The organism is Gracilibacillus halophilus YIM-C55.5, assembly GCF_000359605.1.
GTDB lineage: Bacteria > Bacillota > Bacilli > Bacillales > Amphibacillaceae > Gracilibacillus > Gracilibacillus halophilus.
Map to the genome: position 1 here is coordinate 1 of NZ_APML01000027.1, position 13193 is coordinate 13193.

Annotated in this window: 18 protein-coding genes, 1 other RNA gene and 2 pseudogenes; 4 read left to right on the top strand and 17 right to left on the bottom strand. The window is 35.3% G+C overall.

Going from position 1 to position 13193, the window contains the following annotated elements:
* The first annotated feature begins 529 nt into the window (after positions 1-529).
* A complete protein-coding gene (locus tag J416_RS07800) occupies positions 530-1099 on the top strand; it encodes a CBO0543 family protein (protein WP_003468121.1) in 570 nt (189 codons plus the stop codon).
* Positions 1100-1308: 209 nt separating this feature from the next.
* Positions 1309-1455 (top strand): annotated as a pseudogene (locus tag J416_RS16755) (YhjD family protein); the annotation flags it as partial.
* Positions 1456-1489: 34 nt separating this feature from the next.
* Here J416_RS16755 and J416_RS07805 read toward each other — a convergent pair.
* The gene (locus tag J416_RS07805) at positions 1490-2233 is read right to left on the bottom strand and encodes a hypothetical protein (RefSeq protein WP_003468122.1); all 744 of its coding nucleotides are present in this window, start codon (positions 2231-2233) and stop codon (positions 1490-1492) included.
* 188 nt (positions 2234-2421) lie between these two features.
* On the opposite strand from J416_RS07805, the gene J416_RS07810 reads away from it, so the two are divergent.
* Positions 2422-3252 carry a toll/interleukin-1 receptor domain-containing protein gene (locus J416_RS07810; RefSeq protein WP_003468123.1) on the top strand — a complete coding sequence of 277 codons (831 nt, stop codon included), beginning with the start codon at positions 2422-2424 and terminating at the stop codon, positions 3250-3252.
* Between the two features lie 104 nt (positions 3253-3356).
* Here J416_RS07810 and J416_RS16440 read toward each other — a convergent pair whose 3' ends face one another.
* From J416_RS16440 to J416_RS07855, 13 genes and pseudogenes are all read right to left on the bottom strand, one after another.
* Complete coding sequence (locus tag J416_RS16440; RefSeq protein ID WP_276116521.1) at positions 3357-3482, bottom strand: hypothetical protein; 126 nt, start codon at positions 3480-3482, stop codon at positions 3357-3359.
* A gap of 49 nt (positions 3483-3531) precedes the next feature.
* Entirely contained in the window at positions 3532-3927 is a 396-nt protein-coding gene (locus J416_RS16235) for a hypothetical protein (protein WP_240407263.1), read from the bottom strand.
* Positions 3928-4038: 111 nt separating this feature from the next.
* Positions 4039-4326: pseudogene (locus J416_RS16700) on the bottom strand (peptidoglycan recognition protein family protein); the annotation flags it as partial.
* Complete coding sequence (locus J416_RS15755; protein WP_156809550.1) at positions 4257-4406, bottom strand: hypothetical protein; 150 nt, start codon at positions 4404-4406, stop codon at positions 4257-4259. The pseudogene J416_RS16700 and the gene J416_RS15755, both read right to left, overlap by 70 nt.
* Complete coding sequence (locus J416_RS07820) at positions 4406-4840, bottom strand: phage holin family protein (RefSeq protein WP_003468125.1); 435 nt, start codon at positions 4838-4840, stop codon at positions 4406-4408. The genes J416_RS15755 and J416_RS07820 overlap by 1 nt, the downstream gene beginning before the upstream one ends.
* Before the next feature lie 85 nt (positions 4841-4925).
* Entirely contained in the window at positions 4926-5450 is a 525-nt protein-coding gene (locus J416_RS07825; RefSeq protein ID WP_003468126.1) for a hypothetical protein, read from the bottom strand.
* Positions 5451-5549: 99 nt separating this feature from the next.
* Positions 5550-5675, bottom strand: coding sequence for a hypothetical protein (locus J416_RS16445; RefSeq protein ID WP_276116523.1), 126 nt, complete (start codon positions 5673-5675; stop codon positions 5550-5552).
* 194 nt (positions 5676-5869) lie between these two features.
* On the bottom strand, positions 5870-6100 hold the full coding sequence (locus J416_RS07830) for a hypothetical protein (protein WP_003468127.1): 231 nt from the start codon (positions 6098-6100) through the stop codon (positions 5870-5872).
* 226 nt (positions 6101-6326) lie between these two features.
* The gene (locus J416_RS07840; RefSeq protein ID WP_003468128.1) at positions 6327-6701 is read right to left on the bottom strand and encodes a hypothetical protein; all 375 of its coding nucleotides are present in this window, start codon (positions 6699-6701) and stop codon (positions 6327-6329) included.
* Positions 6702-6896: 195 nt separating this feature from the next.
* Positions 6897-7790, bottom strand: a complete 894-nt coding sequence (locus J416_RS07845; protein ID WP_003468129.1) for a M23 family metallopeptidase — start codon at positions 7788-7790, stop codon at positions 6897-6899.
* 125 nt (positions 7791-7915) lie between these two features.
* Positions 7916-8242: a transcriptional activator gene (locus J416_RS07850; RefSeq protein WP_003468130.1), complete on the bottom strand. Its 327-nt coding sequence runs from the start codon at positions 8240-8242 to the stop codon at positions 7916-7918.
* Positions 8211-8381 carry a hypothetical protein gene (locus tag J416_RS15920; protein WP_169331766.1) on the bottom strand — a complete coding sequence of 57 codons (171 nt, stop codon included), beginning with the start codon at positions 8379-8381 and terminating at the stop codon, positions 8211-8213. Before J416_RS15920 ends, J416_RS07850 begins: the two co-directional genes overlap by 32 nt.
* On the bottom strand, positions 8378-8575 hold the full coding sequence (locus J416_RS07855; RefSeq protein WP_052000945.1) for a hypothetical protein: 198 nt from the start codon (positions 8573-8575) through the stop codon (positions 8378-8380). Before J416_RS07855 ends, J416_RS15920 begins: the two co-directional genes overlap by 4 nt.
* A gap of 288 nt (positions 8576-8863) precedes the next feature.
* On the opposite strand from J416_RS07855, the gene J416_RS07860 reads away from it, so the two are divergent.
* Positions 8864-9766 (top strand): tyrosine-type recombinase/integrase, encoded by a 903-nt coding sequence (locus J416_RS07860; RefSeq protein ID WP_276116527.1) that lies wholly within the window; start codon positions 8864-8866, stop codon positions 9764-9766.
* Positions 9767-9828: 62 nt separating this feature from the next.
* Here the strand turns inward: J416_RS07860 and ssrA are convergent.
* The 3 genes from ssrA to rnr form a co-directional block, all read right to left on the bottom strand.
* Positions 9829-10191: a transfer-messenger RNA gene (ssrA, locus tag J416_RS15415) on the bottom strand.
* Positions 10192-10317: 126 nt separating this feature from the next.
* A complete protein-coding gene (smpB, locus tag J416_RS07865; protein WP_003468152.1) occupies positions 10318-10785 on the bottom strand; it encodes an SsrA-binding protein SmpB in 468 nt (155 codons plus the stop codon).
* 112 nt (positions 10786-10897) lie between these two features.
* The gene (gene rnr / locus J416_RS07870; protein ID WP_003468153.1) at positions 10898-13177 is read right to left on the bottom strand and encodes a ribonuclease R; all 2280 of its coding nucleotides are present in this window, start codon (positions 13175-13177) and stop codon (positions 10898-10900) included.
* Positions 13178-13193: the final 16 nt, after the last annotated feature.

Consider the following 13193-nt stretch of genomic DNA (forward strand, 5'->3'; position numbering starts at 1 on the left):
ACTTTAACGATTCGTCCCCCCTACTTCACGATCGTATTCGGTACCGATCATTTTAAACCGTCTTCGTTGTTTATTCACATTCACACCACCCTTGCTTTGTGATCATTGTATATTTCGACAGTTTTAGTTAAATTCCTTCCATAAAATACAATTTGCACAACTTAACATTTCGAACTATACCAGGAACAAATGTTCTTTTTATGAGGAGTGAGTACATTGCGCTACCTAAAAGATCATGAAGCAAACACATTATCACGCTACCTATTTTTATCGATGACCATTCTGACGATTGATCAAGATATAAATACACTGCAGCAAGATTAGCTATTTGTTTATGGCATTTAAACAATGTAGGTTTCGACAGTATGTTTATAGCATTTTATGTATAATTAAATATGAAGAGATTGTATAACGAGGAATGTTTATTCAACGAACTTCTAAGTGGCTTGTTCAAACTAATGGGCAGAATAGTTTAACAAACAAATGGTTAAAATACCCGATAATTATGCATTATCGGGAGGGATAGTAAGTGAAGGGAGAACAATTAAAACACTTAAATAAAATCAGGTCTATGACTGAAGAGGTAACTCAATTTGAAAAAGAGTATTGGACATCATTTTCGAACTTTGATGTATGGCAATTTTGGGTAATCACTCTATTATTAATCGTACCCCTAATAGTGTTATTCATTTTAATTGATAAAAATAAAATGTTACTTCTTGGTTTTTTTGGACTTAATTATCATGTATGGTTTTCTTACGCTACTTCTATCGCTGTTAGTCTGGGTCTGTGGGAATACCCTTATCAAATTACCCCCTTTTTACCGGGATTTTCCTTTAGCGCTTCATTGATACCAGTGTGTTTTATGTTGTTATATCAATGGACGTTAAATCATAAAAAGAATATCTATCTATACGCTGTAATATTATCAGCAATAATTGCCTTTGTATTAGAACCAATTATGGTAAAACTCCACTTGCTCCATATATTTAAGGGAGTAAATTATGTTCATTTATTTCTATTATTTGTGGCACTTTCCATTGTATCTAAACTTATTACAAACCTGTTTCTATGGCTACAAGAAAAGGAAAATAAATAAATTGTTCTTTAACAAACGGGTGAGGAAGTATATAAAATTACTTTTAATAACTTTCTGCAATACATGTATGCTACAGATGGACTACCCTTATTTGTTAAACACTCGAAGTTAGGAGAGGTAGAAATGGAAGATGAAAATATTGGTAGCTTATTAAAAGAAATGTGAAGCAAATCTGGAATGACGGGTAAAGAATTTAGCAGCAAAAACTACAAATGTTTTTATCAAATAAGAGTGAGTTATTTACGGAATACATTTTTATACGCGATAAAATAGAAGAGAAACGGAATTATTTTAATCCGGCTATTCGGAAGAAAGTGTTGGAGATACTTGAGGGGTTATTTGACAAAAAGAAGTAATAAAGCGCATCGTAGAGATTGCCACTAGATGCGCTTAAAAATTTAAACATTCATAACCTCTTATTACATCCTTTTTTATAAATTGCACCCTTTGTTTATCTTGTTTTATAACAAAAAATTCAGCATCCTCAGCTATTAAATATCCTTTGAATGAAATTCCATCGTATGTAACAAATCTATATTTTTCGAATTTATAAGTAATCGCATATACCATCATGTTGCTGAGTGAATATAATATAATTATTAATCCATAGATTAAAAATATAGAAACCAAAATATTTTGAAAAGATAGAGGCGATTCTATTTGTATAAAAAGAGGTGCTATTAGACCATGTAAAGTACCACAAGTAATTAATAACTTATGTGCCCTATTCATCCATTTGTAATATTTTACTTCATCTCGATCATATATATTTTTTTCATAAAAGATACTTCTAATACGTTTTTTTACTCTATGCTTAAAGTGAAAAATGTGTCCCAAAAAAGGTGAAATCCATGTGATGACTAATACTAACGAAATGGTGATTCGGAAAAATTTACTTAAAGTATCCATAGAAATATTACATTTGTTATATAAAAGCAGACTTAAAAATGCAGTGATTAGAAATGGTATCAAGTAGATACTTATATTTAAAAAGGTAAATGATTTTCTAGTTGCATTATCTATTTCAGTCTTTGAATATTCTTTTATTGATTTTATGTTATGCGAAGAAAAGAAATACAGCACAGTTGTTATTCCTGTGATTAAAATTAAAACATCAGTAAATTTAATTTCCAATATAATCCCCTCCAAATCTATGTATCGACATTCTAAATGATTATTTAAATTCAAAAAAGAAAATTCTTGTAATAGGGAGAAAAAAGTATGAATTTGAAGGAATTCTGTTGGCTGGTGTAGAAATATGTTGAGATAGAGAAGAAAAAATGTTGCTTAAATAAATTAGCTTTATAAGAAGGAGAATGTGTATGCCAAGTACATCTATGCTAGATAGTAAAATTAGTCGCTTGCAAAGAGAACTCAAACAATTTGAATCTCAGCATGCAAAAGAATTAAAAGAAGAGAGTGACGCACTAAGTAAAATAAATAAAGCGCAAGCCTCGATTAATAGAACCAAAAGTACTTCTACAATGAAAAATAAAAGGAATGAAATTCAAAGAGAAAACAAAAAGAGTTCCTCAGCTAAAGAAAAACAATCAAAATTGGCTACTAAAATTTCTAAAAAGAGAACCGAACTTCAAAAAGCACAAGCTGATTTGCAATCATTAAAACAAAAGGAGCAGGATAAACTTTTTAAACAGCAAGAACGAAAACTAAAAGAATTTAAATATAAACAGTCTGTTATAACATCAGATGATAACTTTTCAGATGATGAATCACAAGTTCAAAAGGAATATGACGTATTTATTTCTCACTCAAGTGACGATAAGGACGGTTTTGTTAACGATTTAGCAAAGGCTATTAAAGAAGCTGATATCAGTATTTGGTATGATAGCGATAGTATTGGCTGGGGGAAAAGTATTCGTCAAGAAATTGACAAAGGACTTCGGCATTCACGATACGGGATTGTAGTAATATCGCCTAGCTTCATCGATAAATATTGGACGAACTATGAACTGGATGGAATTCTTAACAAAGAAAGTAGTTCCAACCAGCAAATGCTTTTACCGATTTGGCATAATGTAACAGCAGATCAAGTTAATAAATACAGTTACTCATTATCTGATAAACTTGCATTAAATAGCGGTATTAACACTATTAATGAAATAGTTGAAAATATTAAAAACCTTCTCAAATAAGTTTGTTTTTATCAAGTAATGTGATTATTTGATAGTAATCATAACTACAAAAAGTATTTAGTTTAATAAATGAAACAAAGACATATCGCCTTACCGCTTGATATTTAATGTGACTGTTCAGCCCATTTAGGTACTTTTGCAATAAAATATCTTTTAATGTCTTTATTAATTTTCATTTCTAGCTCTTTCTCTTTACTTTCTAATTTAATCAGTTTTTGATCAAAATTCATTTAATAACAACTCCTTAAAGTAAGCCCCCACATTGTGAGGGCCTATTTTTTACAAATTACCTGCATTAAGTGCACGTTGCAATGCTTTTACCACAAGTGATGGATCGCTAATTACACCATCTACTACAGTGCCAAGATACTCTTGTAATGCGCTTACCGTGTTAGGTCCAAGTAATCCATCATCTGTGGATCCAATTTTACGTTGCAATGTCTCGATTACTAAGCTACCACCTCCCCCAAAGGTTATACCAGATACAACCGCATCAGTTGCTTGATTGTGGACCTGGCCACTAATCACGCCATCTACAACTGTGTCCAGCGATTTTTGTAATGCAGTGGTGGTCTTGGTACCCCAGTATCCGTCAACCGTTAGGTTTGCACCGTTATTATCATCCGTTGCTGATTTTACTTTGTGTTCAGGTGCATCAATAGATTTACCTTGCACCATCAGTAAAAAGTCATCCCAGCTGATACCTTTCTTCCTAGCTCGTAATTGAGCTGGGCAATTTTTAGGATACCAATCGTGGTGTTGCTTTACATCATTAATAGACAGGTTATGCTTATCTAGCAAATGCTTAACTAATTTAACGCCGTTTTCGACGGTTCTTTGATAATCACCGTCAGAGTTAACGCATAGCTCCACAGCGATTGCATCTAAGTTACCTGGTCCATGCCCATCTGTTGCGTGCCAGCACTGCGCATCATTCTCAAAGGGCTGGATAACCTGTAAATCATCAACTTGATAATGCCAGGAAGCTTTACGAGAGTTACCACCTAACTGTATTTTGGCATGAGCGACAGCGTTCTCACCTTCATTCGTATTCCCTGTTTGGTGGACGGTAATGGTCTTTTTACCATTCGATCACCGTACGTTATTTCCTTTGCTACTTCATCCGATACAATCCATTTTTTAATGTTGACCATTATTTATCCTCTCCTTTTGTTGGTTGATCTTTAAAAATTTCAATCGCTTTTTTAAGCGGGCTTGGGACTGGCATGCCCAATCTTCCAAGATTTTTACTGATACTAATAAACTCGTTAACCATGGTTGCGCTCATTACGCTTAACTCATATCCACCAATATTGATAGACTCGCCGACTAAATCAACGTAAACTTTATCAACCATTCCAGCCATCGCAACTAAACCAAAGATTAATATCTTTTTGGGAATCCCCCAAAATCCAACTTGGCTTTTTATCTTGCCTTCTGTCCCTACTGCAACTAACCCTGTGATGTAATCAAATGTTACAAAAACCACCAATGCGATTAACAAATGCGACCATCCCCCAAACAAATAACTAAAACAAAAAGCAACCACCCCTATGATTGCTTTAGGACTATTGATTGCCATATCCATTTTTAGCCTCCTATAATTTTCGATATAAAAAAAGCACCTCATTATTGAGATGCTTATATATCATTAATTTTTGATATACTACACCTTAAAAGTAGAAAGGTGAGTTGTTTTTTATTTCTATTATATTTTTAGCCCTCTCGTTAATTTCTTTATTATTCTTAACGTCGTCTAACCATTCCTTTATCCCTTCTATTATGTCTTTACAAAAAATATCCACTTGCAATTGCAATGTGTCATTCACCTTGTTATTATGCACTATACTATTTGCAAGTGGTGCAACAAACACATAATCATTTAATACCTTTCTAGCCTTTTGTTCTTCGATGTTAGTTTCCCCTTGATGTAAAAAGGAACATCTCAATGCATACGCGTCATTACCAGTTAAGAAAGTATTTATTTTCGAATTTCTGTGATAAACAGTGTAATATTTTGATACATATTTATCGAACCATTTAGGATATCTATCATTGGGTGAGTTCTTAGGCTTTTCAATTTTAGAACATATATCTGGTAATGTAAGTGATATAGACAGAGCCGCATACCAATTTTCATTCTCTATAGCGCTCATAATAGAAATAATGAAATTATTGATTCTTGTTTCTATTTCCAACTAAATCCCTCCTCTTCATCATTTATTCGACAAAAAGGAAGAAATTCCTGCATAAAAAAATACGCCCGGTTAGGTGCTTGATTATTCCTGTCTCAATTGTTAATTTCCTTGCTTTAATAATCGATTTTCCTCCACCAATACAGCAATTTTTCTTTTAGTATTACATAAATCCTGCGCCCACTCATTACTTACTGTATCTATGATTTTATTAACATCTTGTTTCATACTACTTCCTCCTCGTTATTTTTTACTTGTTCCATATATACACCTTCATATCCTTTACGTAACCCATTCACTTCAAATACAACTTCGGCTTTATGCTTGGTTACGGAAACCCTGAATCTATCATCCGATCTCTGGATGATAGTCACGTCTGCACCGTTTTGAATATGCGGTACTACAAAATATTGAGAGATCGTTTATAAAAACATAGGTTCAATAATGATTTCATGCTCACTCTCTTCAAGCACATGCTCCGTGTAAGCAACAAATCGATTGTCGGGGGATTCAACGGCATACATTTTTCGAGTACCATAATATACAGTATCAACAATAGCTGACTTTGAACCCGAAACTGTGAAATCTTCGTTAACGTGTAAATCAGCTCTTATTTCAACTGCACCTGCTACATCGTTACTAATGTAAAACACATTATCGTTCGGGCTTACCGAAGCCGAAGTAACCTAAACGGTCACCATTAGTATTTTGGAAATCGACATATGTTGCTGCAAAATTACCATCAGATAACGATCTTAATATAAGTGAACGTCCTGACGATCTGACCAAAACGCCATTTCCATCTACTCGCAAGCCTCCATCAATCTGTGTGCCCAAATCTGAAACTGAGCTTAAACCATCAATACCAACCCCTAGATCTCAACCTATAATAGATACATTTGATTTTCCTTCTAATATCAAATCAGTATAGTAATAGGATAATCCACCCAAAAACGAATCATCAGGTCTTTGGAAGTAAACACCATAATTCCCACCATGGTTTCCACCGCTGTTTGTTATACCAATGAATATTTTTTCATCATAAGTGTTATCCAAAAGCTCAAAGCCATTATTATCTAAGGTAATAGTGCCATCGGTACTGTCTTGTGTAAAAGTAGAACCATTTATATTGACACCATTAATGTCACCTGCAGTTATACTGCCTAAATTACCAGTAAAACAAATTATAATAACAAGAATTAAAATAATATAGAAATAATGACCAACTTTAATATTTCTTTCAAACCATTTCATATTCCCATCCCCTTCTACCTACTAATTCGACACAAAATTAAAAATTCCTGCCAAAAATTACAGCAACCGCATAAGCGATTGCTGCATAGGAATGAAGGGAGAATCATCTTTATGGTTTTCTTCCACACTATCATAATAACACGGTTTTAGGTGCCAAAACGGACATCTTTCGGACATTTTTGTGCTATATTCTTATTAATTAAACAGAGGCTTAATAATCAATAGATTGTCACCTTTAACCCATTGCCCAGCACCTAGATTGTAATATCCGTTTCTGTATTCATAAACATTAAATACATCGTTACCAGAAACCTTCTTAATAAAATCTCCATTAGAACTAGGAGCATCATAGACGTTTACACCATATCTATGATCATAATTCACGTATGCTCTAAATCTTTTAAAGTTGACACTACCTTCTTTTACCCATTGATTCCCGCCTAGATTATAATATCCATCTTCTTTAGCATATACACCATATACTGATTGTCCAGGTACTCTTTTCACAAAATCACCATTGGGTGCATCATAGACATTAACACCATATTCAGGAGATGTATCGATCTGAACATATCCATAAGAACCATTAGTAGGATTGAATTCTGTACCATCCAATACCCCTGCTCTACTACCTAAATAATCTCGTGGATTTGTTGAATTTCTCCATGAAGGTTTATGAACTTCAAAATGCAAGTGTTGACCAGATGAATCACCAGTATTACCCATCCATCCAATAAAATCACCTATATCTACATAATCTCCAACGGATACAGCTTTGCTTCTAAGATGTGCATAAGCAGTTTCATAAGTATCTCCACCAATTTTATGTCGAATAGTTATAATATTTCCATACCCATTCATCTCAGTTGATCTTGTAACATATCCGGAATACGCTGCAGTAACAGGAACATCACCTTTTTTCGCAATGTCTATACCTTCATGCATATCCCCCCAGCGCATGCCGTATTCTGATGTTACTGTTCCCTCAGCAGGCCACCTGAAGTATTCTGTAGAAGCATCGGCATAAACTGGCGCTACAACTAAGACACTTAAGACGACAGTAACTAAGGACAATACTAATTTTTTCATAATATACTCCTCCTTGTAATTTTTAGTTCAATTAATAGATTCGACAAAAAAGACTTAAATTCCTTCTTTTAACTTAATTTTTTTTTATTTACATAAAAGGAATTTAATGTTTAATACCGAATGTATTATCTCCACCCCAATTGTTCTGCAGTTATCTTCACAATCTCGTTTCGCCAACGACGCGCTTGGCGTTCACTTATACCTATTTTCATTGCGATTAAATCACATGTATATTTTTGTTTGGACCAATACCTTAATTCCGTCATTTTTTGATAATCTTCCGGCAATGCATCATATACCTGTCCAATGACATCAGTAATTTCAGTTAAATATTTTAATTGTTTATTAGTTGATAACCTTGTAACAATTTGACCTGTAGGATCTCCAGGTTGCCAAACAGAATTTGCTCCCTTTACAATATCAATATCCTTTGTATTGCTTGGCGTATTCACTGGATAGTATCCCAATCAACGTTAATTGCTTGGAGAGTAGATTTATTCTTGATACTTTATCAATATCCGGTAAATTGTTTATTTGCTTTTGATACTTCTTAATCTCGTCTATGTATAAATCGATCTTCTTTTCATTCATCCGATCACCTTTTTAAGAACCGCTTCTTGATACCTTGTTGGTGTATCTAGCCCATCTATGTATCTACCAATTTGGGCTAATACATAGGCATCTCTTACGTTGTCCGAATCATGCTCGTATTTAAACTTCTTATACAGCGGTAGGATAAGATTATCTTTTGATGCATTCCCGTCACCAGTAATAAACTTTTTCAATGATCCTGGTGTTACCTCTGTATGTCTGCTTCCCAAAATAAATCGTTTAAGGTACACCCGAATACAGTTGCCAACATCACCATTTCTGTTTGTGTAAAGGGTGTAATCCCCTTTTCCTTTCAATAGTAAGTTTGCTTAGAAATACATATTTCTCGGCAATATCAGCTTGTTTTATCCGATGTTCACGTCTAACAATGTAAAGTTTTGTGTTAGACATAAGACTCCCTCCACTAGCTGAATCTTTATAATTTCGATGTAGAAGATGAAGAGAACATCACTTTTGGTAAAATTGCTGACATGTACCTGAATTGGTATAAGAAACGCAGAAAAGAATCATCTTACATGAAAATCGAGAGTGTTATTCGAATTCATTTAAAACCTCAATTTGAACATAAAAAAATCAAGGATATATTAAAACGTGACATTGTTCGTTTTCATGATGATCTGCTGGATATTTTATCTATAGGCAGTGTTAAAAAAGTGCATACGGTATTATCAGCTGTTTTCAATTACGCAATTAAGCTTGAATACTTAAAATTGAATGTTGCGAGAGAAGTTGGAAATGTTGATATAAAAGAAAATAAACAAGTCCAGTTTTGGACAATTGAAGAGTTTAAGCAGTTTGTCCAAGTAATAAAAGAACCTATGTTCCAAACCTTTTTCATGGTTCTTTTCTATGGAGGATTACGAAAAGGTGAAGCACTAGCTTTAACCTGGAAGGATATTAATTTTGAAAGTAATACAATTAATATTGATAAGACTGTTTATCATGGACGAGTGACATCACCGAAGAATGAATCGTCTATTCGAAAAATAAAAATGCCCCAACACACCATGAATCTATTAGGCGAATTGAAGCTAATGAATAAAAACAAACCTGATTATGTAGTTTTTGGTGAATTTTACGACCATATAGCACACACAACAGTTGACCGTTATTTTTTTTATTACATTAAGGAGGCCGAAGTAAAACGAATCAGAATACACGATTTAAGACACTCTCATGCATCTTATCTAATAAATCAAGGCAATGACATTCAAATTGTTAGCAAACGTCTAGGACATGCTAATACATCCACGACATATGATATATACGCACATTTATATCCCAATAAAGAAGATGAAGCAATTGCAAAAATGGAAGATGATTTTAAGCCTGCTCAAGTCGTAAATATGAGTGATTTCAAGTGAAAGTGTATCACAAAGTGTATCACGATAATAAAAAAACCACCATATCAACGTTTATAGTTAATTGGTGGAGACGGTGGGAGTCGAACCCACGTCCAGAGATATCGCCTCTCAGGCTTCTACACGCTTAGTTGGTATATTCGCGATTTCGCCAGCTCTTCTGCCTACCAACTGGCGTCCGAGTGGCTAGTCTGATTGATCTCTTCTGCCGATCCACAGACGGAGGATGACAGCGTAGCCCACTAATGAGTGAGACCCTTCAATCTACCACATGGGCGATGGTAGGAAGGATCCTTCAGCAGTGCTTATGCAGCTGCTAAAGCGTAATTGTTTTCTTTGCCAGTTATTATTGGCGTAACGGTTTACGAGTCGTAACCTCGACGTGCAGCCTGAGCTCGATCTATCCCTGTCGAATCCGTAACGTCCCCATGAAGAGAATGCGTTAACGGAAAAGATAATCTTACTCATGTTTATATAAAATTGTGATATCTTCCGTAACGACAAGTATTATTATAACATAATCAATGCCATGTTCAAGACATTTGAACTGGTAATTACTGCTGGAAACTTTCTTTGATGGCTCGATCCATATCACGTTTGGCTTGCTTTCGCTTCATGTCTTCTCGTTTATCATATTTCTTTTTCCCTTTTCCTAAACCGATTAAAAGTTTCGCAACACCATTTTTAATATACACTTTAAGTGGCACAAGCGAATAGCCAGCTTGCTGAATATCACCTACGAGCTTATCGATCTCTTTACGATGAAGCAATAATTTCCTTGCTCGCGTCGGCTCATGATTAAATTGGTTTCCTTGTTCATACGGAGAAATGTGCATGTTGTGCAAGTAAGCTTCTCCCTTACGAATCGTAGCGAAACTATCCTTTAAATTCACTCGCCCAGCTCGAATCGATTTAATTTCTGTTCCTTTTAAAACAAGGCCAGCTTCAAAGGTTTCTTCAATAAAAAAATCATGGTTTGCTTTTTTGTTCTGTGCAATTACTCGTCCTTTATTTCTTGCCATCCTCGGTTCCTCCTCATGTCACGTAATCTTTATTGTAACAAAAAAAGAAAGCACGCGCTAATATCCTAACATTGGTTTATCCTGAAGAGGAAAAAGGAAAGTAAAGCATGCATTACTTTCCTTTCTTTTTATTACCGTTCTTTTTCTTTTTTCCCTTTGCTTTTTGGGCGTTTTTGGCCTTCTTTTTTAAGCCATGATTGTTCCGTTTCGCCTCGATTACCTTATCGGTTTTGGCCTTTGATTTTTTCTTACTAGGCTTCATTCCGACGACTTCAAAGTCAACCGATCGCTCTTCCAAACTAACTTCTGCTACTTTCACTGTAATCGCATCGCCAACTTGAAATACATTGCCTGTTCGTTCGCCAATCATTGCATAAGCTTTTTCATCATAATGGTAATAATCATCCGTTAGATAACTGACATGCACAAGACCTTCCACTGTATTTGGAAGTTCAACAAATAAGCCAAAATTCGTAACCGAACTGATAACCCCTTCAAATTCTTCACCAATTTTGTCTTGCATGAATTCAGCTTTCTTCAAGTCATCCACTTCACGTTCTGCATCAACCGCTGCCCGTTCCTTCATAGATGAATGCTTGGCGATTTCCGGTAGCTCATCGTTCCAATAGTTCCTCGTATTAGGATCTAAATGACCTTGAATCAAATACGTACGAATTAATCGATGAACAATTAGATCCGGATAACGGCGAATCGGTGAAGTGAAGTGAGTATAGAAATCCGTTGCAAGGCCAAAGTGACCAATACTTTGCGGGTCATATTTAGCCTGTTGCATCGAACGAAGCATCAGCTTAGAAATAATCATTTCCTCATCTTTACCTTCAACTTCATCTAAGACTTTTTGTAATGCAGACGGATGAATGTCATTTGAAGTTCCTTTGACGACATAACCGAAACGTGCGATAAATTCAAAAAAGTTTTGCAGTTTCCCTGGTTCTGGGTCTTCATGAATACGGTATATAAATGGTACATCCATCCAGTGGAAATGCTCAGCAACCGTTTCGTTGGCACACAACATAAATTCTTCAATTAAACGCTCACCAACAGAACGCTCACGAATGACGACATCTTCTGCCTTTCCATTATGGTCTACAGCCACTTGTGCTTCTTTAAAGTCAAAGTCAATAGCTCCACGACCGAACCGCTTTTTACGCAACATTTCGGCTAGATCACGCATATCTTCAAACATCGGCACTAAGGAATGATAACGCTGTTTGACTTCCTCGTCATCATCAACAAGGATTTGATTTACCGCTTGATAGGTCATCCGTTCCGTTGTATTAATCACTGCTTGAAAAATTTCGTGATTAACGACATCACCATTTCCGTTAACTTCCATTTCACAGCCTAACACGAGGCGGTCAACTTGTGGATTCAATGAACAAATGCCATTCGATAAACGGTGTGGAATCATTGGGATCACGCGATCAACTAAATACACACTTGTTGCTCTTTCAAAAGCTTCTTTGTCAATCGGTGAATTTTCCTCAACATAATAAGTGACATCTGCAATATAAACGCCTAATTTGTAGTTTCCATTCTCTAATTTTTTCACTGACACCGCGTCATCTAAATCTTTCGCATCCGCACCGTCAATGGTTACAATCGTCTCATCTCGTAGATCTCTTCGGTTCTGCAATTCATTTTCCGAAATCTGTTCAGGTGTGTTTTCTGCTTGTTGCAATACCTCATCAGAGAAATCGATCGTAATGTTATTTTTGTAGATAATCGATAAAATGTCGATGCCTGGATCATTTTTATGACCAAGTATATCCAGCACACGACCTTCTGCACTCATACGTCCTTCAGGATATTTGGTCATCTCTACAATAACTTTATGTCCATCGATGGCACCTTTTGACTCATCTTTTGGTACAAAAATATCATTTGGAATGCGCTTATCATCGGCAATAACAAAACCAAAGGCACCATTATCCTCATACGTTCCAATGACTTGATCCGTCGCTCGTTCGATGATTCGAACAACGACACCTTCTGGTTTTTTTGAATGGCTATCTTCATGCCGGTCAACACGAACAAATACTGTATCTCCATTCATTGCAGCGTTTAAATCTGCATGGTTGATATACACATCGTCCTCAGCCTCAGATTCTGGCAATAGAAAAGCAAATCCTTTTTGATGCATTTGAATTGTGCCGCGAATCAAGTTCATTTTTTCCGGTAATCCATAACGATTTTTTCTCGTTCTGATTAGTTCCCCTGATTCTTCTAATGCATTTAATGCTTTCACTAAATGTTTGAACGCTTCGGCATCTTTTACACCCAATTCCTCTTCTAATTCCTGAACAGATAATGGCTTTGTAGCATTTTCTTGAAAATAATCCACGATCGATTGTTGGAGTGATTCATCCATTGGATCACCTCTTCTT